Source organism: Pseudomonas sp. Irchel s3b2 (genome assembly GCF_900187445.1).
Classification (GTDB): domain Bacteria; phylum Pseudomonadota; class Gammaproteobacteria; order Pseudomonadales; family Pseudomonadaceae; genus Aquipseudomonas.
On record NZ_FYEB01000012.1, the window covers coordinates 116,109 to 135,610 of the forward strand.

Annotated in this window: 13 protein-coding genes; 8 read left to right on the forward strand and 5 right to left on the reverse strand. The window is 53.2% G+C overall.

The annotated features are described in order from the left end of the window. Nucleotides 1–72: 72 nt before the first annotated feature. From CKW20_RS22100 to CKW20_RS22115, 4 genes are all read left to right on the forward strand, one after another. Nucleotides 73–2,142, forward strand: a complete 2,070-nt coding sequence (locus tag CKW20_RS22100) for an ATP-dependent endonuclease (protein ID WP_256585092.1) — start codon at nt 73–75, stop codon at nt 2,140–2,142. Beyond that, nucleotides 2,139–4,121 (forward strand): UvrD-helicase domain-containing protein, encoded by a 1,983-nt coding sequence (locus CKW20_RS22105; protein WP_095054774.1) that lies wholly within the window; start codon nt 2,139–2,141, stop codon nt 4,119–4,121. Before CKW20_RS22100 ends, CKW20_RS22105 begins: the two co-directional genes overlap by 4 nt. Nucleotides 4,122–4,276: 155 nt before the next feature. Next, on the forward strand, nt 4,277–5,443 hold the full coding sequence (locus CKW20_RS22110) for a restriction endonuclease (RefSeq protein WP_095054775.1): 1,167 nt from the start codon (nt 4,277–4,279) through the stop codon (nt 5,441–5,443). A 76-nt stretch (nt 5,444–5,519) separates the two neighbouring features. Further along, a complete protein-coding gene (locus tag CKW20_RS22115; RefSeq protein WP_095054776.1) occupies nt 5,520–6,401 on the forward strand; it encodes a restriction endonuclease in 882 nt (293 codons plus the stop codon). Between the two features lie 15 nt (nt 6,402–6,416). Here CKW20_RS22115 and CKW20_RS22120 read toward each other — a convergent pair whose 3' ends face one another. Beyond that, nucleotides 6,417–7,046, reverse strand: a complete 630-nt coding sequence (locus tag CKW20_RS22120; protein ID WP_141228974.1) for a hypothetical protein — start codon at nt 7,044–7,046, stop codon at nt 6,417–6,419. A gap of 252 nt (nt 7,047–7,298) precedes the next feature. Between CKW20_RS22120 and CKW20_RS22125 the strand changes: the two genes are divergently transcribed. The 3 genes from CKW20_RS22125 to CKW20_RS22135 all read left to right on the forward strand — a co-directional run bounded on the left by CKW20_RS22125 (nt 7,299) and on the right by CKW20_RS22135 (nt 9,592). Continuing rightward, entirely contained in the window at nt 7,299–8,348 is a 1,050-nt protein-coding gene (locus tag CKW20_RS22125) for a DUF4238 domain-containing protein (protein WP_095054778.1), read from the forward strand. Between the two features lie 429 nt (nt 8,349–8,777). Then, entirely contained in the window at nt 8,778–9,155 is a 378-nt protein-coding gene (locus tag CKW20_RS29330; protein ID WP_141228975.1) for a hypothetical protein, read from the forward strand. Next, nucleotides 9,152–9,592 (forward strand): antitoxin Xre/MbcA/ParS toxin-binding domain-containing protein, encoded by a 441-nt coding sequence (locus CKW20_RS22135; protein ID WP_095054780.1) that lies wholly within the window; start codon nt 9,152–9,154, stop codon nt 9,590–9,592. The genes CKW20_RS29330 and CKW20_RS22135 overlap by 4 nt, the downstream gene beginning before the upstream one ends. 418 nt (nt 9,593–10,010) lie before the next feature. Here CKW20_RS22135 and CKW20_RS22140 read toward each other — a convergent pair whose 3' ends face one another. From CKW20_RS22140 to CKW20_RS22155, 4 genes are all read right to left on the reverse strand, one after another. Further along, nucleotides 10,011–10,193 (reverse strand): AbrB/MazE/SpoVT family DNA-binding domain-containing protein, encoded by a 183-nt coding sequence (locus tag CKW20_RS22140; protein WP_095054781.1) that lies wholly within the window; start codon nt 10,191–10,193, stop codon nt 10,011–10,013. 240 nt (nt 10,194–10,433) lie between these two features. Beyond that, a complete protein-coding gene (locus CKW20_RS22145) occupies nt 10,434–12,512 on the reverse strand; it encodes a hypothetical protein (RefSeq protein ID WP_095054782.1) in 2,079 nt (692 codons plus the stop codon). Next, a complete protein-coding gene (locus CKW20_RS22150; RefSeq protein ID WP_095054783.1) occupies nt 12,509–16,516 on the reverse strand; it encodes a hypothetical protein in 4,008 nt (1,335 codons plus the stop codon). Before CKW20_RS22150 ends, CKW20_RS22145 begins: the two co-directional genes overlap by 4 nt. A gap of 69 nt (nt 16,517–16,585) precedes the next feature. Next, a complete protein-coding gene (locus CKW20_RS22155) occupies nt 16,586–16,810 on the reverse strand; it encodes a hypothetical protein (RefSeq protein WP_095054784.1) in 225 nt (74 codons plus the stop codon). Between the two features lie 1,489 nt (nt 16,811–18,299). Between CKW20_RS22155 and CKW20_RS22160 the strand changes: the two genes are divergently transcribed. Continuing rightward, the gene (locus CKW20_RS22160) at nt 18,300–18,749 is read left to right on the forward strand and encodes an antitoxin Xre/MbcA/ParS toxin-binding domain-containing protein (RefSeq protein ID WP_256585094.1); all 450 of its coding nucleotides are present in this window, start codon (nt 18,300–18,302) and stop codon (nt 18,747–18,749) included. Nucleotides 18,750–19,502: the final 753 nt, after the last annotated feature.

Below are 19,502 nucleotides of genomic sequence, written 5' to 3' on the forward strand. Positions count from 1 at the left end.
ATGAGTCTTGTAGTGGCGTGAACGGCCAAGATGCCAATCCCTGTCTCGACATGTGTTTCAGGGAGCGACGCTGTGTACCTATCTGCTTTAAAAATCGAGAATTTCCGACAGTTTGGTCTGGCTGGGCATGGCTTGGAAATCAGCTTCAACGAAGGTGTGACAGCGCTGGTAGGGGAAAACGATGCTGGCAAGACAGCCGTCATCGACGCAATCCGCTATGTGCTTCAAACCCGTGATGCCGAGTATCTGAAGCTGCAGCTCGAGGATTTCCATATTGATGATGCCGGTGTCCAGGCTGACGCGATCACCTTGGTCTGCACTCTGGATGGTTTGAGTAAAGCTGAGCTAGGTGCCTTCGCAGAGTATGTGACCTACAAGAACAAAGTCGGACGTTTGCATATTTATTGGTCAGCCAAGCGTGTGCTCGGCTCTAGTCTCACTCGCAGGTGGGTGGACATCAGTGTTCGCTCGGGCGAAAAAGGAGAAGGCCTGTCCCTAGATGCCGGCGTTCGCCAATTGCTCGCCACTGCCTACCTTAAGCCATTGCGGGACGCTGAACGTGAGATGTCACCAGGGCGCAATTCCCGTTTGTCCCAAGTGTTGAGTAGTTTCCCGAATATCGATGCCGGTAAGGACTTCGACACAGCAGCTCCGCCAGCCACTACGTTAGATGCTGAAGCGCTGAGCGTCGCGGGTATGGGGGATTACATGCGCCACTTGGTGAATAAGCACAGCGCTATTGTCAGTGCCGAGCAGGCGATCAATGTTAACTACCTTGCACCTCTGTCTCTCGCTGGCCAGCCGCTGACAAGTCGTATCAGTTTCGGTGAGGGTGGCACTGAGTCGGCGCGACTCAAGCAGATCCTTGAGCGCCTTGAGCTTGGTTTGCTCGACCATGCGTCGGGAGAGTCGCGCGGCATTTACGGGCTGGGCTCCAACAACGTGCTGTTTATGGCCTGTGAGCTGCTGCTCCTCGGAAAGGAGCCGGACGGATTGCCTCTGCTTCTGGTTGAGGAGCCCGAGGCCCATCTGCATCCGCAGCGACAGCTGCAGTTGATGGAGTTCCTTGAGAAAGCAGCGAAGTCTGGCGAAGGGCTTAGGCCAGTTCAGGTAATTTTGACCACCCATAGCCCCAACTTGAGCTCCAAGATCCCGATTCAAAATTTGGTGATGATGCAACGAGGACAGGCGTTCTCGCTTGCAGAGGATCAGACCTGCCTCGGTGCCGATGACTACAGATTCTTGAGTCGCTTCCTAGATGTTACGAAAGCCGGATTGTTCTTCGCGAAAGGGCTCCTGGTGGTTGAGGGAGATGCCGAAGCGATACTTCTGCCAGCGCTCGCCCGAAGGCTCGGAAAAGACCTCACCAAGCACGGCGTCTCCGTTATCAACGTCGGCGGAGTAGGGCTTAGGCGCTACTCGAAAATCATGCAACGCCGAGATATTTCGAAAGGGGAGATAGAGATTCCCACTGCATGCATCACCGATATGGATGTCATGCCGGATTGCGCTCCAGAAATACTTGGATTAGTGAAGGGGGCGGCAGATCCCAAATGGGCGAAAACGGATCGACGCTGGAAAGCTATTTGTGATTTTGGAGTCACGTCAGCGGATCAAGAGGCCGGACTGGAAGAGCATCGAAAGAAGCGAATGGAAAGCGATGGCCAATGTGTCCGAACCTACGTCGCGGATCATTGGACTCTCGAATATGACCTAGCCTATGCCGGCCTTGCTCGTGAAGTACATGCTGCTGCGTATCTCGCAATTAACGAGGAGAAGATCGACCAAGGCAAAGCGACCAAAGCTACTCTCCTGGGCGCTGCGGATGGCGCTTTCAAAGTTATTGAGGCCACCCATTCCTCCAAGGAAGCCCGTTGCTCTGCAATTTACAAGCTGTTCAAAAGGGCCTCAAAATCCATTGCGGCTCAGCATCTTATCGACCTAATCGACGAGCGATTCGTCGCCGGCACCTTGGATGTTACTGGCTTGCGTGGCCTGTTACCCAAGTACGTTATCCATGCCATTGAGTACGCAACTCGTGGATCAGCGATACCTGCTGCGGCAAGCACCGCGTCTGCAATCATCGCCAGTGTTGTCACCGATCCTGAATCTCCTGCTGGTGTCGAGGAGAGAAAGGAATGAATCTCAACCAGCTCATTAATCCGATAACTGATGATGACGTGGAATGGGTCGTTGGCCTAATGGAGTTGGAAGCACTGGATGAGCCACGTCGCAACTTCCTCAAATCCATGAGCACGGTGGACGTTTCTGCCTGCCCTGGTAGCGGGAAGACCACACTCGTTGTCGCCAAGCTTGCGATACTCGCCCGCCACTGGAAAAGCCGAACTCAGGGGATCTGCGTTCTATCGCACACCAACGCAGCGAGGGAGGAAATTGAGCATCGCCTTGGTGGTTCAGATATTGGGCAACGCCTGCTTCGTTATCCGCACTACATCGACACGATCCATGGTTTCACAGGGCGATTCCTCGCTTCGCCATGGCTACGGTCGAAGGGCATCGCTCTGGCTGCGATTGATGATGAGCTCACGCATACTGCTCGCAGGAAAGCGCTAAATTCTTGGGAATACGGGGGTATGAAGAAAGCCTTCGAATCTGCGTATCTCAACATAGAGAAGCTGCGTATCGAGACTGTCGACTTTGACAATCCCCTTGCTGGCCGAGAATTCCACTTTGCACCCCACACGGCAACCTACAAAAGCGCGTCCAAAGCTTTAAGCCATGCAGCAAAGACGGGGCACTTTTGCTTCGATGAGGTCTTTGTCTTAGCCAATGCGCTGCTCGATGAGGAATCAGCGGTGCCTGCCGCGTTGCGCGTGCGCTTCCCCTGCATACTGGTCGATGAGATGCAGGACACAAGGCATGACCAGGCCAGCATTCTCGGCAGGGTGTTTCCACGCCATGATCCAGATGTCTGCGTCATTCGTGTGGGAGATCCAAACCAAGAGATTTTTGAGGAAAAGATCGTACTTCCGGAGCCCTTCCCTGATCTGACAAGCTTTATGGAAATTGCGAGTAGCTTCAGGTTCAGCCAGGCGATTGCGTCGATTGCCAACCCCTTCGCCTATCTTCCAATTACAGGAGGGTTGGTTGGCTTGCGTCGGGACGTCGACAACCAACCCGCCCCCAATACAATCATCGTATTTCCAGATAACGACGTCAGCCAAGTACTCGATGCGTATGGGCGTCTACTGGTTGAGCATCTTCCAGCAGATGTCCGCAAAACCAATGTCTTCGCGCTGGGTGCGGTTCATCGGCTAGGGGATGACAAGCCAAATCACTACCCCAAGGCGGTTGAGCATTATTGGCCCTCGTATCAGTCGGGGGTGAACAAGGCTTCCTTCAAGCCACGTACATTCGCAGAGGGGGCGCATATTGCGCGCCGATATCTTGAGCGCGATGCGACGGCGGCGTCAGGTGTGGAGTTAGTTGCGTCCTGCCTGCTCACATTGGTACGACTGGCATTTCCCAAAGAATTGATTTCTGCCAGGTCGCGCCATCACCAGTGGCTCGAGCAACTGATGATAGGACGGGCAGAGCTGGTTGCTCTCTACCGCGAATGCCTCCAAAGGCTCCTCTTCGACTCGGCTGAGCTAACAAAAACCGTATGGGATTCGACTGCGGCGCCCGCACTCTTGGAGCTGGTAGCGGAGATGACTGGATCAGATTCGGCGCTGGCTGCAGCTGACGCTCATCCCTACCTTGAATGGGCACATGCTCCAGTTGCGGTAGATCCTGGCGACAACGGAAGCGCTCTCCTCAACACGTACAGATTTGAAGAGGGGATGGACAGCGTTCACATTCGATTGTCTTCCATCCATGCCGAGAAGGGCAAAACCCATGCTGCCACGCTGATTCTCGAAACCTACAATCGCACCCACTTCGTCAATAAACTTTTGCCATGGCTTGAGGGTAAGGCCTCAGCTGCGAAGCGTCCCAACGAGAGCGCGAAGAAGAACATGATGCTCATGTACGTTGGGATGACTCGGCCAACACACATGCTGTGTTTAGCCATGCGCAAAAGCTCATTGGGGGAGGGGAACATTGAAGTGAAGAGAAGGGCAGCGTTAGAGCAGGCGGGCTGGTCAATTCTAGAAATATAATATGAGACTTATGGGCGATTATGGATACGGCTACAAGCTAGGGGGTGCCCGGCAAACCTATTGCTAGGTTTGCAAGTTCTACCTCCAAGGCAGACCGAGTAATGTGCACGATCACGCGTAAGATCGCGTGATGACTCAGGAAAGGAATGGGCGCGATGATTTACCAATGCAATGGATGCAACAGGACTACTTTCGAGACGGCGTGCCCATGGTGCATGGGCTCCCAGGTTTTGCCCTCATCAGAGCTCACTTTGCGACACATCACCCCGCTGGATCCCTCGTTCTACCCAGACTTCCAGTACCGATCGAAAGGCCTGATTAAGGATTTTCTCGGTAAGAAGAAAGAGCAAGCTCAGCTCAATGACCTTCTAAACAACGTGTTGAGAAAATATGCGGAGCTGAAGCAGCCTTACTTCACGAATTTCATTCACACCACTCGCGAAAGTGCAGGCAGTAGCGATGACGCGGGTGTGCCTGGGCCGCGATTGGATGGCGTGTACAGCGAGAGGGAGCTGTTCAGGGAGGTTTTGATTCGTAAGGGCTTTGATGAGCTAGAAGGTCTACCATCTCTCTTAGATAAGTTGCTGCAGACCACAGCCTTCAACTCGGCCTACCTGGGTTTCTCAAGAGAACTGACCCGCCACATTCGAGCTGATCTGGCTGGTACCTTGCGTTCCTGGATTGAAGAGGCCGGGACAACGTTTAGGTCTGATCTGGCCTTGTTCTACTACTACCTTTGGGAAAATGACGTTCCATATCCCAATGTTCAATTCAATCCCCAGGCAGCCTCCACATCTGGTGTTCCACTCCTTCCGTTACAGGCTTTTCGAAATGGCTTAAGTCTCTGCGAGGAGATTTATTTCGACATTCTCGTGGAGCGGCTGGGATCTCAGCTCGAGCATTTCAATCCGAACCAATTCATCACCATGTACCTGGTGGATGCTATGGACGGATTTCAATTCGAAGCCTTCCTGGTCGAGATCTTCCAGACCATTGGCTATGACGTCAAAGAGACCAAGAAGACGGCTGACCAAGGCGCCGATCTTTTCGTCAGCCGCTTTGGCAAAAACATGGTGATCCAGGCCAAGAATTACGCCGGCTCAGTAGGCAACGCCGCTGTCCAGCAAGCCATTTCTGCTAAGGCTTTCTACGGGTGCGACGAGGCCATGGTGGTTACCAATTCCTACTACACAAAATCCGCAAAGGAATTGGCTAACACTGCTGGAGTACGGCTGATCGACAGGGATGGGCTTCAAAACTATTTGGACGACTACAATCAGAAGCTTATCGAGGTCTTTCAGGCCGAGGAAGAAAGTGTCTAGAAATACATGCCCTCCATGGCAAAAGCCTTTGGCTCGCGACGTCGGGGAGGGGGCGAGATGAGTGATGAGAAAGAGCATGGCCAACTTCAAATCGACTGAGATGAAATTCCTTGATTCGATCTTCAATATGGGAGGAGGGTACGTTCTCGATTTCTCAAATCGAACGATGGGCGAGTTCTTCCTTGAAGAGCTGAACATCGATATTGACCATGAGATGTTCTCCAAGGACGGCACTTCAAAAGCCAGACGCCTTCGGTGCCTACTACAGAGCGCAGATTCTTCGACTGTCTGCCGCGTCCTTGACGCGCTCTGGAAGTATCGGCAAGCGATGCAGGAGGAGGCTAGAACTGAGGAAACCATCGTTAATGCAGAGGGGCGGTTTCTCTCCTTGCTCAATTCAGTTCGATCCCCTGCACAGCGGGCAGTAATTGTAGATAACCCTTTCGCTGCCGCTTCTATCATCGACCATGCTGAGGTCTATGAGGCACTTCGGAAAAAGCTTTTCGAAATACGCGAGCTTCCACCTCACCAGCGTGGCTATGCGTTCGAAACTTTTCTGAAGGAGCTGTTCGATTCTTCAAGGCTCCAGGCGCGTTCGCCCTTTCGCCTGGTGGGTGAACAAATTGATGGGAGCTTTCAGCTTGGCCATGAAACCTACCTGGTTGAGGCCAAATGGGTACGGGATCCGATAGGAGTGGCTGAACTCCATTCCTTCCATGGCAAAGTTGAACAAAAAACCGCTTGGGCCCGTGGGCTTTTCATCAGCTACGGCGGCTTCACCGAGGTGGGCTTGCAAGCTTTTGGCCGGGGCAGAAAAGTGATTTGCATGTCCGGCGAGGACATCTATAAGGCCTTGGGGCGCCGCATTCCCATTGCTGAGGTGATTGACCGAAAAGTACGTGCAGCAGCGGAAACGGGTGCTCCATTTGTCCAAGTAGACGAGCTATTCACCAAGTAGCCACACCTGGTCGGGTTATGAGAGAGGTTGGGATCGCGTGAGTACCACTTTTTTCGTTTTTTGCCAGGAGTGCAGCAGGTCAGGAAACTCGTCTGTCACCCCCCACCTCTGGCCAAACGGCGGAAGCTTGTACTCCTTCCTCAACTCATTCGCTAACAGATACACCTCGTACCCAAAGTATCCGACGATCTCTGCCTCATGGCCATAAACCTCTGTAGGGTCAAAGGACGCATCATGAATCGCGTGAAGGTGCTGATTTGCCAATGCCTTCTCGGTTGCTATGGAAACTAAGGCGCTCGCATGCTTCGAATCCAGATACTTCAGTGCATCACGAGAAATATCGAGGTCAGGGTAGGCGCAACTCGGCCAATTTTGATAGTCAGTGTGTGGGTCTAAAGAGGCCGCGTACTCGTGGTAGTCCCGGACGTTTCGTCGTGACTGTAGTGCGTAAAGATCGAGCACTGCAATCAGCTCAACGGCTGCAAATCTCGCATCTAGTCTCCGATCACGAATTTTGAAAAACCAATCCTTTAACCATCCGATCAGGGCCGCGACGACACCACTTGCCAAGACTATTTTGGCAATGTCTCCCCATCCGAGCCCTGTACTGACGGCGGCGGCTGCCGATCCCTGTATTGCATCCACTTGGCACCTTCCAACGCACATTCGCAATCGAGGTTCATTTGAGCTTCGTTGTGAGATCTTTTGCAAGCGGAGCGCGCAGGCCATCAAGGCCGAAGGCGCGAGGCTGAATGCCCCAGGGCCCAAACATGGCACCCTGCCAAGGCTTGGTTCTGCGCGGCGCCATGTTACTACCAGCGTTTTGGTGCCCCGGGGTGTCATGACACAGTGCTAAAGTCTCCGCACATTGCGTAGAGAGTAAAGGGAGGGCGCGATATGTCAGGGGTACGACAGCACTTCATTCCAAGGTTTTTGCAGAAAGGGTTCAGAATTCCAGGTAACGGCAAAATCGTCCGTTGCTGGGTGTACGAACAGAGCAGACCCCCCAGGTCTGCAAACATTCAAGACGTAGGGCTCGAAAGGCATTTCTATGCCATCGACAATGAACCTGATCTGGACGATAAAATTACTGACAAAGAGAGGGACGTCTACGCACCGTTGGTAGAGAACCTACGTGCCGGCAATCTTACTGAAGCGGTGGTCGAGAGGATTCCAGGGCTGTTAGCTCACCTAGAAATCAGAAGTCGGCACGTGCGCCAGAATATGCAGTCGATGGTCGATGAATGTGCCAGTGGCATTCTTGAACATCTATCAGATCCGGCGAACCTCAGTGCGTTGACTAAAGAACATTTCAGACCAGGCTCCATCATCTTTGACAAGGCCCTGGCCGAGCAGGGTATTAGTCAGCAGCAGGTTCAAGCTTTGCTCGCTATGGACGAGTCAGTCTTCGACCAGATATTCAAGCCCCTCGTAGCCATATTTGCCGCCCAGATGCCTGCTCAGTTGGATCGTATCAAGTCTTCAATACCGGGTCTGATCAGAAGCAGTCATGTCCGCTTGCTCAACGAATCCGTGTCGCCAGTTGCCCGCGCCCAGCGTTTCACCGCGCTCCATTACTCAGTTCAAAAGTTTGAGCCTGGCGATCTGCCGCTGGGGGATTCCGTTGTACTGTTCCATGTGAGAGGCGAGCGAACCTTCAAGCCGTTTATGGATAAGGATGATGAGCTGCTTCACGTGATTCTGCCGCTGGCGTCGGACAAATACCTCCTTGGTGCGACAGATGTCTCTCAGACATCGCCTCCCCAAAATTTGCCGCTTGAAATCGCCAGGTGCTCTATGGGGTATTTCATATGCGCGCACCAGAATGATCGTGCTGTCGATCTTCAGGCACAGATAGGAAGTAATGCCAGCTGGCTTTCGGCACGAGAAATGAACTCGATACTCAACGAAGTGCTTTCGGAGTTGATGAGCAAGAAGCTAGCTTGAACGGAGTTTGCAAAGGCTGTTCTGCGCGGGGGTGATGAAGCTTACGAGATTCGCTTCACCACCTTCCAAACACCGCGACTCAATCACGGAGGAGACAGACGCAAGCGGAGCGCGCAGGCGGAAGGATGGAAGCCCGAAGGGCCAAGACTCGGCAACGACGAGGCTTGGTTCACGACAGCCGTCCCCGGAGGGGCACGCTCGACACTGACCTTCCCTAAAGCTCCATCAGGAGATGGGTGATAAGGCCTACCGTCTATGGCTAAGAGATCCATTGGCTCTGTATGGGGTAGAGAGCTCAATGTTCACGCACCCGGATACAAAAATCCGAATAGCGAAAAATAACCGCCAAGCATGAAAGCTATAGGGAGTGAAGTTTCCTGCAACTCCAGTCACGCTATACCGTAGCTCACTCTCAAGCGGAGGTCGTAAATGCGTCGACCATTGGTGATGGCATTAGCCAGAGATGCACACAAATGGGGAATGCCAGTGCCGCAGACTAGAGAAGAAGCAGTGTCTGTGAGGGAGCTATGCGCGAATGCAGGAATTCCATGCCGTGCGTTCGGTCATCATGCAGAGGTTAAGATGATCGCTCTGATTGAGGACGAAGATAACTTCCTTTTTGTAGCGGACGATGGCCCGTTCTATAGCATCGGTCGAAAGCTGATCACTGAAGATGACCCGGCTGACGCAACGTTGAGAACGTTGGAGATCATGGCGTATACCTTTCACGAATACGCTGCGAGAGAGTGCCTGTATCGACAAAACCTTTTCACCGCTCCGCCAGGCGCATATGGATTTGAGAAATGAATTTCGAATACCAACCTAGCCCATCAGTCTCTGGGAGCATTTGGGAAACCCTTGGATTGCCTTCACGCGGAACAAGGCTCCATGACCTCATTCATGTAGGTCTTTCTTTTGAGCTTCTTGATCAGGTAGCGAGCCTGTTACAGATGCAGCGAGCGGATATCTCCAATGCTCTTTGCATGTCACCAGCGATGTTGGCGCGAAGGGCGAAAACTGGTCGCTTTAACACCGCTGAAAGCGATCGCTTGGTCGCATTAATAGCTGTGTACGAGGAAGCCCTTTCCCTGTTCGAGAACGATGCCGTCGCCGCGAAGAAATGGATGAACTGCCGGGTTCGTGGGCTTGGATCAAGGCGCCCACTCGACATGTTGGGGACGAGGGTAGAAACGAATGCTGTCTTGGATCTTATCGGTCGACTGGAGAGGGGAGTGGTTGTCTGAGTTTCGTCAGGGGCGTCGCTCAGCAGTAGCACCTGACGTTGATTGTTGTATTCGCCCCTTCGGGCAACGCCCGGCTTGGCTTAGGTCTTTCGAAAGGGCAGAGTCCAATATTGAGGTATCAGCTAACCAGCTACGTAGACGGAGTTGAATGACGCTTTTGAGCTCTTGACGCTGCATTTATTGGCTCGTAACGCACTTTTCTGATGGTAACCCTGCGATTGTTACGATGCATAAAATTACGTTACACCGAAGCTTTCTGGCCTGCTGGCTAAATGCTAAAACTGACGAAAATAGGTCTGTTAGAGGCGAGCAACATTAAGGCCTAATACCGAGTCGCAATCTGCCTTTCTTTGACTCCTCATGTGGCATCAGCGCTACCGTGCTGTTCGCTATCCCAGGCTTCAGTGAGCTCGTCTATTCAATCTGCGATTTGAGGCGTTTTTGATAGGACAAAGCACCGTGTGTTGCCGACAAATTCTTCAATCAGATACACGGCGTCGCCGACGTCCAACTCCAACTCTTGCAGTGCTTCATCGGGAATCCGGATAGCACCGTCACCATCCCATTCTTCGATCATGATTTTCATTGTTGGCTTTCTCACGTGTGGTCTCCATTGCTTTTCAGTCGGCAATGGTAGCGTGCTTTGAAGGATCGGCGCAGCGAGCAACGTTCGAGTTGTACACGCTCCGAGGTACTTAACAGGTCGATAAGATCAGTTACGTAGCCACGGAAGCCGCTTGATCAGTGTCCCTTACGAGCGGCGCCAATTTGGAGAGCCATCGTCTTCAGAGTGGCGATACAACTCGAGGTGAAGTGGCCGGCGTTGCACCGGCCACCACGCTCAGTTGTGCAAGCAGAGTTCGACGATCTTCTGCAGGATAGAGGTCTTGGCCGACTCCCGGAGCTTTACGATGTCGAAGGTGAAGGTAGAGAAGAACAGTTCGCCCAGCGGATGGCTCAGCACAGGAACCCGCGCCCCGGACTCATCAGTGATTACGATGTTGTAGACGAGGCTCTGCTTCGGGATGGTGTTGTTGGCCGCTTTGTTAGACGCAACAAAGAACCAAGCGCCTTCAATGCCGTTGTCCTGAATGAAGACGCTATGGCGCTGCCTCTGCCTGGTCGGCGTGAGGTAGTACGGGAGGGTAGACACCTGGATGCCGACCTCTCGTGACGGAGGGATGCCGTTATCCTGGCGCTTCTGGTTGTCGAATAGGGTGTTCCCAATGATGGCGGGTATCCGGTCGGTTCTGTAGGCGCTTAGCCAGGCGTTCGTTGCTTTGTCGCGGATCAGGAACGCACTATCCCAGATGACATCGAAGGGCTTCTCATCACCTTTGCCGAAAATGGCACCGAGCTTCTTGAATTCGTAGTTGAACTCACCCTTGGAGGTCTCGTCGTATCGCCGCGAACTCTCGATTTTGATTGTCTCGCCGGCAACAGCTACGTCAAGAACCTGGATATAGACGTTCTCATTCCAATCCCTCCGACAACTCACCAGCTCTAGGGAAATGGTAGGCAGAGTTGCTCCGCTGATGGTTACGGCCTTGTCCTTATAGATCGACTCTTTCAGCGCCAGCTCCTGCAAGGATTTTTCGATAGCCGTTGCAGACGGGAGCTTGCTGGGGACGACGTTGAATCCCTGGCAGATGCTGCCAATAGCCTGGGTGAAGCGATGCAGCTTCATCGACGTGTAGTAGTCAAACTCAGCTTTTGGGTTGCGCTGCTTGGCAGCAAGAGCCTGCCAGAAGGTGTTGAAAGACTCGCCGGCGGAAGTGTTGAAGATGCTGGAGCCGTTCTTGCTCCCCCCGAGGGTTTTGACCTTCTCGCTGATTACCAGGTAGTTCGTCGTACCCACTTTCAGTTTGGTGGGGTCTGGAAGGCAGTCGGCGGTCAGTACTTTGGATGCTCCGAACTTGTCCGCGAGGTAGGTGATGAAGCTAAGCCGGGCCTCGTCACTCGAATAGCTAGTGACAGTGTCGAGCAGCCAAAGTGGGTTGGACATGGTCGGAAGCCCCTCCAGGAAGGCTTTGACCTGGTGGGTTGCCTCGTACACGACAGGGTTGAATTCAACCCCTAAGAGCTTCAGCAGGCGCTGGATTCGATTGACGCAATCGGTCTGGTGGTAGTTGATGCTGTTCTCATAGCGGTCGCAGGCCTCGGCATTCTCGTTGTTCGTGGCGAAGGCCATGTAGTTGCGATTACTGTTCGTTGTAGCGCTGAGCTTGCGGGTGCGCTGGAACCGCTTTCCGGCCCAGTCGAACATGAGCGTGCCGGTCTCGGTGACTGGCCGGCTGATGGCCTCCTGGGTGGAAGAGCACACCATGGCCACTCGATTGAGCTTAATGGCTAGCTCCTGTTCCTTGGAGAAATACAGGTCGTACTCCAATGCATCGAAGACAAAACTGCCGTCCCTGGACGTCCGACTCAGCATCAGCCCAATGTACAAGTCAGCGTTGAACTCGACCGGGGCAATTTCGTAGTGCTTGTTCACGTCCATTAGGAACGAAAGCTTGAGCCTCAAGTCCAGCAGGGCCTGAGTCGCGTAGTGGGGGTTAAGCGAGTGCTCAGCGATGACCCCGCGAACCTGGCCAGGCACCGGAGGCCGGGTGCTCAGATACAGGAATCCGAAAACTCCCTTTCTCGCATTGAATTTGCTGTAGTGCACCCCTGTGGAGGCAGACAGACCAAGCTTCTTGCGGATGAAGTCTTTGATAGTCGAATCGACTCGCTGGTAGTACCCATCGGTCTTCTCGTCAGACTTGCGGGTTACCTCAACCACTGCTGCCTGAATGTGCCCAACCCCTTCGGCGGGTGCCGACAAGCGATCAATAATGGCCTCCAGGTCGCCGGGAAGCTTCAGCATGTTGGTGCGGGCCTTGGCGGCCGCTCCTGGTTCCAGGACATTGAAGAGGGTCATTCCGCGCTCCTTAGCAGATGTACCAGAGTGGGGTTGATCATCAAGCGGTCATCCACTTTATAGATTCGGTTCTTGTCCTTGGTCGGGACGTAGCTTGTGATCATCTTAAAGGCGTTGAGGAAGTGGATCGGCGCCCCGATGGTGAACTCACGCTCGGTATTGAGGTCGTTGTGGTCGGGTTGCGTGTTGACGTAGAGAAAGCGCGGGGTCAGTTTCAGGGCACCGCACAGCTTATAAATTTCGTCCCTTTTTTTCTCCGCCCCGTCAAGGGTTTTGAGGGACTGCTCCTGGTTGTCCAGGGTACCCGACCACCGCTTCACGTCGATGCAGATGATGGTGTCTTCATAGTGGACGTAGGTGTCGTAGTACTCGTACACCGTCGGCCCCAGCAGATTGATCAACTGATCCAGTTTCAGTGGTTTGATCCCAAGAGCGGAGAGCACCTTCGGGAAGATGAACTCACCCACGTTCCCCTTCAGGATCGGAATGAGGGCCGGATTAGGTAGGTGTACATCAATCCCATCGCTGGCCATGTTGCACGCCAGATTGACGATGCCAGGCCCTGAATTTTGGTCTTTGCCGTCGGTGCGCACGTAGTCAGGAACCAGCCATTTCCCAGGCTGGTAGACGGCCTGTCCATGAAGCAGGTCGCTGAGGTGGTAGAAGCTTTCCGATGTCGTGCAGACGGTGACCCGATCCGTTATCTGCCTCGGAAGGTAAAAGGTGTTGATGACCCCCTGGTAGTAGCTTGAGGCCTTTACAAGAGGGGATGCCAGCAGCTTGCGGACGTACTTTTCAGGGGCGGTGATGCTCTCGGACGACCTGAGCAGCTCATTGAACTCAATAGCGTCCCGGTTGCCTTGACGCGCGCTGCTGAGAATCTTGTTTCGGAATGCTCCACTGAAGAAGTTTTCGATGTTGCCGGCAGCTGCGGCTACGGTGGCGGTGAACTGCTCAAGTTCCTCTTCGCTAACGAAGCAACGGCTCTCCGCTTGTTCCAGGCAGAACTGCATGAGCCTGTGATTCAGCAGCGAAAGGCTGTTGAGGAGAAGGTCGTTACCCTCACGGCGAAGCCGGCAATACCTCACCACCATGTCGTCGATGACGTCACTCGGCAGGAAGATCTCGGTGTGGAGATGGCTATCCCGTCGTTCAACTCGACCTACAGCCTGGATGATGGCCTTGAGCACGGTAAGATCATGCTCATTGTTCAAGATGCGGCGGTTCTGTGGCTGCATCAGGTTCGAGTCAAACTCAGACAAGCGAACAGCCTCGTTTTCCCCGGATGAGATGTGCTTCAGCAGAAGGATGTGGTTCTTGACTGTGTTGAGGCCGGTGTCCTTCTCACGGATGGCGCTGTAGAAGGGGGTGTTGACCAGCACCAGACGGTCGAAGTCCTGGTGGAAGTTGTCCTCACTCCGCTCAACGAACAGATTGAGCCCGGTGCCGGCGCTGCCGTAGGCGGAGATCAGGCAGATGCGGGTATCTGCATCCACCTTGAGGTACTCGTCGATGTCGACCTCTTTAGCCAGCTGGGAGCTGAAGAGGATGACCCTGATCCTGGTTTTGTCATCAAAGGGTTTCAGCTCGAAAATCTTGTCCTGGTGCTTGCGCCGAAACCCCTTCAAGCGACCCTCAATTCCCTTTTGTGTCAGCAGGGTTCTAAAGAGATCCGTGAAGCGGTTGTTCAGGGAGAGGATGAAGGTGTTCTTCCCATCCCAGGCCGCCATGAGCATGGCCTCGATCTGCCGGCGGTAAGCTGACATTCGATACTTGCTTTCACGGTAACCCTGGGGAAGCAGGGAGTCTGACCAGAATCTGTAAGCGCTCTTGAACGCAGTATCGCGGCGCAGGCCGCTGATGTCGTCGGCGGAGGTGTTGTGGAAGGGCCTGACTTGCATCGTTCTGGCTCTAGCACGGGCATCCCGGAGGTCTGCCATCGCACTTACGTCCACACCAGACCGCTGAATCACGCGTACATCAAGGTTATTACCAGGCGCATCCCCATAACGGCTCAGCATTTTCCTGGAGAAGTTCCCGGAGTAGGAGTCCTTGAAGCCTGTTGTGGCGCTCAGGCACATCGCACTGTTCTGTGTTCCGTGGAGTATCCGAAGCAGTTTAACCTCAGGTAGCTCCAAGATCAGGTCGAGGTGGAAGTCAACGAATACACGGTTCTTCACCGCGTCGCTTCCGAAGGGGATCTTGTCCACTTTGACCAGCGAAAACACGATTTTCGGGGCGAAGAAGGTGAAAAACGCATCGACGAAAATCTCGGCGTCCTTGGCGCGGTCAAAAACGGATGCGACGTAGGAACGATGTTGGTGAGACTTCTTGATGAACTCAGAAAGCGGGGCGTTCTGACTGGCATCCTCGCCCAGCGCCAGCAAATGCCTCAAGGGGCTGTTCTGGGGGATCTTTGAGCACGCGTACAGGGCACAGAGCATGACCTGCAAGAAGTCGTGCAGGGTAGGGTCGGCGCAGGAGCCGCCATCATCGAAGGACAGGCGGATCTCGCTCTTGCCGCACACAGACCGCATTCGAATCCGCTTGAGGGCATCCTCGTTGTAGAAGCGTCTGGGCGTCATGCTGAAGATGTTGCGTGACAAGGCGAGGATCTGCTCGACGTCGCGGTTGTCGATGGTGATGTGGCCGACATTCCCGGAGCACATTTGCAGAATGGAATCCAGACTGACACTGGTTTCGCAGTCCTCATCGTAATGCCGCCGGAGATCATTCATCAGCTCAACAGCTTCGTTGAACGCGATGGGCTTCTCCTCGCCAAGGCCATACGTTGCCGAAATCATCTCCATTAGACGGTGGAGGCCGGCAATAACATGGGGCGGCTTAACATTCTCGCTGATCAGCTTCTTCTTGCCGTCCTCAAAAAACCGGTCGTAGCTGTCGTGCTCCTCGTCAACGACGAGGTTGAAAGTGATTCCTTTCAACCGGAAAAAGTTGGACTCGTCAGGGATGAAGAAATAATCCTTCAGGTACGCAATTTGCTCGTCATGGCTCAGGCTGCAGGCGGCCCCAATCGAGGCGATGCTGTCCTCTTCGGCATCGGTTGGGCTGCGCTTGGCGCCCAGGATTTCGTCAAAGCTCAGCTTCTTGATGTTGGGCTCTTTCTTGTTGTCAAGATACCCGATGAACGCACGCCTCATGAATCGAGCAGTGGTGGCGACGAAGATGGTTGGCCCCACCTTGGCCCGCTCGAACGGTAGAACATGATCGATGATTTGGATCTTGGCCCGATCACGGGCATCATTGGTGCGCTGGAAGAGCTCTAGGGTGGTCAAGAACTCAAACCCGACCTTCTCTCTGATCACCGCCTTGGCCAAGTCCTGCAGTGCATAGAGCAGGCGGTATTTCGCGGCATCAATTCGTCGTTTCAGGTCAGCTTCGCGCAGGTAATCAGTGACCCCGGACTTCAGGAATCGATTCTGCTCGTCCTCAATGATCTTGAGCACGGTAATCGCGTTGCGTAGCTCGCCGATGGTCTCTTTGTAGTAGTCGACCTTAAGGGCTTTCGTCCAACCGACGTACAGATCTTCATTGCGAATACCTGATACCCAGCCGACGAAATTCAGGTCAGCCATGTCCTGCTCGGCCAGGAAGCTCAGGATGCTGACGCCACGCGCAGCCGCCTTCTTCTGGGTGACCTTCGAGACGTCGATCTGCGCTTTGTGCGGGGTGATAAAGAATAGGTTGCGGTGGCCACCACGTTCGCTACGTACCTCAGCGTGCTCGATGAACTGGTCGAATACGTTGTACGACTTGCCGAAGCCGGTGCCATCGTTGGCGAAGCTTACCGAAGGGTTAGGCTTGGCGTGCCCGTTGAAGAACGGCGCCAGCCGGCCACGGTGCGAGTTGATCTCGTCGCTAAGCTCAGCACTGATCGCACTCTTCGACGTTGGAGGTGTGTTGGAGAACAGGTCGCTTTGGTGACGAGGCGGTGCCTCTGGGGGGCGGTTACCGCCCTCGGTGTCCCTCGGTTTCTTTGGCATGTGGCAATCCAGTGGTCGTACGCTTAAGGTGTTGAAGAATCCCGGCCATCGGGGGGGGCTTTGCTTTTCTCAGGTAAAAGCATTCGATTGAAACTCAATGCCGCGCTCAAGCATCGCTATGCGCCGCCGTACCCGATTGAAGACGGCGGCAATGCCGTGCAGGCTGGCCTTGTTGTACGGCGCCGCAGCATGACCTGGGTCGTAATCCCCTAAATCGATCAGGTGGGCGAGCAGCCTTAGCAGGTGCTCGGCATTTTGCTTTTCTATATCCCCCCACTCACGATCGTCTTTCAAGGCGTGAAGTGCTAATGAGCATTGTTATTAGCAACGGATCGAACTGATTCGACTTCACCGATCCAAGGTCGACGCCAAGCTGTTTTTTATCGAAGTGTTCTGACTTTGCGTCTTACAGCGTGCGCTGTTCCAATCAAATATTTTAAGTCGAGCGCTGGGGTGCCATTAAAATGGCCTGCCATTTTAACAACTGTTAATTTGTGAATATGTTGTCCGCTTCAGGCTGATTGCTTTTCATGGGTTGTTTTTTGATGAAAAAAGTATAGAAAGTATTTCTGCGGTTTTGCAAGAGTTTTTTTAGAAAAGTTTGGATGTACAAAACAGTCGTACAAAGCGGGTGTTATTCAAGGTTTCCGGATTTCCAACTTCTAAAGGAGAGGGTTGAATGTCGTGCAATCACTTATTTTTTTGCCCGGAACGACAGGAATAGTATTGGCTGTGAGAGCGGAGTGGGGAGGGGGCGACAGACTGCCGCTAGATTAGTACTCCAAAAACCAACTGGATACAGCACCTAAGTCAGTCTTTCAGCTCGGCCACGCCTACCTAAGGTAGGGGCACGCAGCTAGCTCTAGCATGGAGGTTTTGAGCAATATCTATCCCGGTTGGATTCCCACATCAGGACTGACATTGCTCACTCATCGACACAAGTTTCCCAGTATCGTAGTGCCAGTACCTTATCGTGATCTGCCTTGGAATGAGTGAGCTAATAATGATGAGGGTCTATCTCTTGATTGGCGAAGAAGGGATACGACTCGCACTAAATGGGAGGACGTTCTATGTGAAAAACGATGTGAGGAATGGAAGGAATAGAAGGAAAGGAGGGTAAAGAAAAATCGAGTTGAGAAGAGATGCATATAGGGATGCAAGAGAGAGGGAGAGAGGATGGAGAGATGGAGAGATGGAGAGATGGAGAGATGGAGAGATGGAGAGATGGAGAGATGAGAGAAGATAGAAGATAGAAGATAGAAGATAGAGAGATGGAAGGAAGTAGAGAGATAGGAAGAGAGAGGGAGGGTGATAGGAAGAGGGAAAGAGGAGTAGATCTGCCTCGCATTGTCACCCAGCAATAAGACATTAACCTAAGTGGGCTTGCAGTGCATGCTAGCACGGTGTCGTGTTGTTTTTAGTGCTGTTAGTTTATTTTTCTATGCACTTGCAAGTCGCAAAGATTCACATAAAAAAGATACATTTAACACGAAGTTTATTAGAGCGTTCATGAATGAGCTACAGCTCTAGTCTGCGGTTTTCAGGGTGTTTTATCGATGAGTTGGGTATCTGTTGCGACGCATGATGGCGCTCACGGTGTTAACGCCATTAGGTGGCGATCGAAAACTTAACACGTCCACTAATTTCTACGTCGGGAGTAGAGTGCTTGGTTCGATAGTTACTAATATTTCCCGAGTTCTGGACGGCTCGGCGTCCAAGAATTTGTCGCCAGTTCGGGCCACCTAGCCCGGCTTGGCGGTAGGTTTTTCAGATGGAGGTAAATGTGCTGGCACCTATCAAGAAATACCAACCAAGGCCGCAGATCCCACAGAGCGTTTGGATGTCCCTCGGGCTGCCGTCACGCGGCACCAAGCTTCATGACCTAATTCGCGAAGGACTGCCTTTTGAACTCCTCGACCGGATAGCGAGCCTTCTTCAGGTGCAGCAGGGAGCTATCTCCAAGGCTATTTGCATGTCACCCACAACGTTGGCGCGTAGGGCGAAAGCAGGACGGTTCAACACCCTAGAAAGCGACCGCTTAGTCACGATGATAGCTGTCTTTGAGAAAGCCATTTCCTTGTTCGAAAGAGATGTCGCCGCCGCAGCGGGATGGATGAGCACGCCCGTTCGTGGGCTTGGTTCGAAGCGTCCTCTGGATATGATGAGGACGAGGGTGGAAACAAAGGCCGTTTTCGATCTTATTGGTCGATTGGAGAGGGGAGTTCTCGTGTGAGACTCGATAGCGACTCGTTGGGCTGCGGAGCTAAAGCAACTTTTGCTATCGCTTCTTCGGGCTTAAGCCCGGCTCGACCCCAAATTTTCACATGCCCTAGGCGAGTCACTCCACAGTTGGCCCGTCATGATTGATTCAAGAAGCGTATTACGGATGCCTTATTTCACCTCGGCGTTGCCAAACTGTCCGCTATCCCGGGCCTCAGTCAGCTCGTCTAATCGCCCATTCGGGCCACGCCCGGCTTGACTTAGGTCTTTCGGAAGGGCAGTCCTCATATTGAGGTGCCAGTGAGCCAGTTACGCAGTGGGGTTTGAATGACAGTTTTGAGCTCTTGACGCTGTATTCATTGGCTTGTAACGCACTTTTCTGGTTGTAACTCTACGACTGTTACGATGCATAAAATCACGTTACACCGCAGCTATCGGGCTTGCTGGCGAAAGGTTAAAACTGACGAAATTGGAGAGCGATCCTTGGCTGAAATCGTGGCTCCGAGAGCGCTATTTTGTGCAGAGCTCGTCGATAAAACTCTCTTGGCCAGACAAGTCGATTTGGCATTTGACTGTCCATCTGCCGTCACCGAACACGAGCTGATAACTCCAGCAATTTCTAAACGGTTCCCGTACATCGAAGGCTCGGAATTCACGCATGAGTTCGTATGAGCAAGCGTGGTTTCCATGCTTTATCAACCAAGCCGCGACTCTGATGAATTTGCGTGCGGGCTCAGAGTGAGAAGAGCAGTTGATTCAAGCAAGC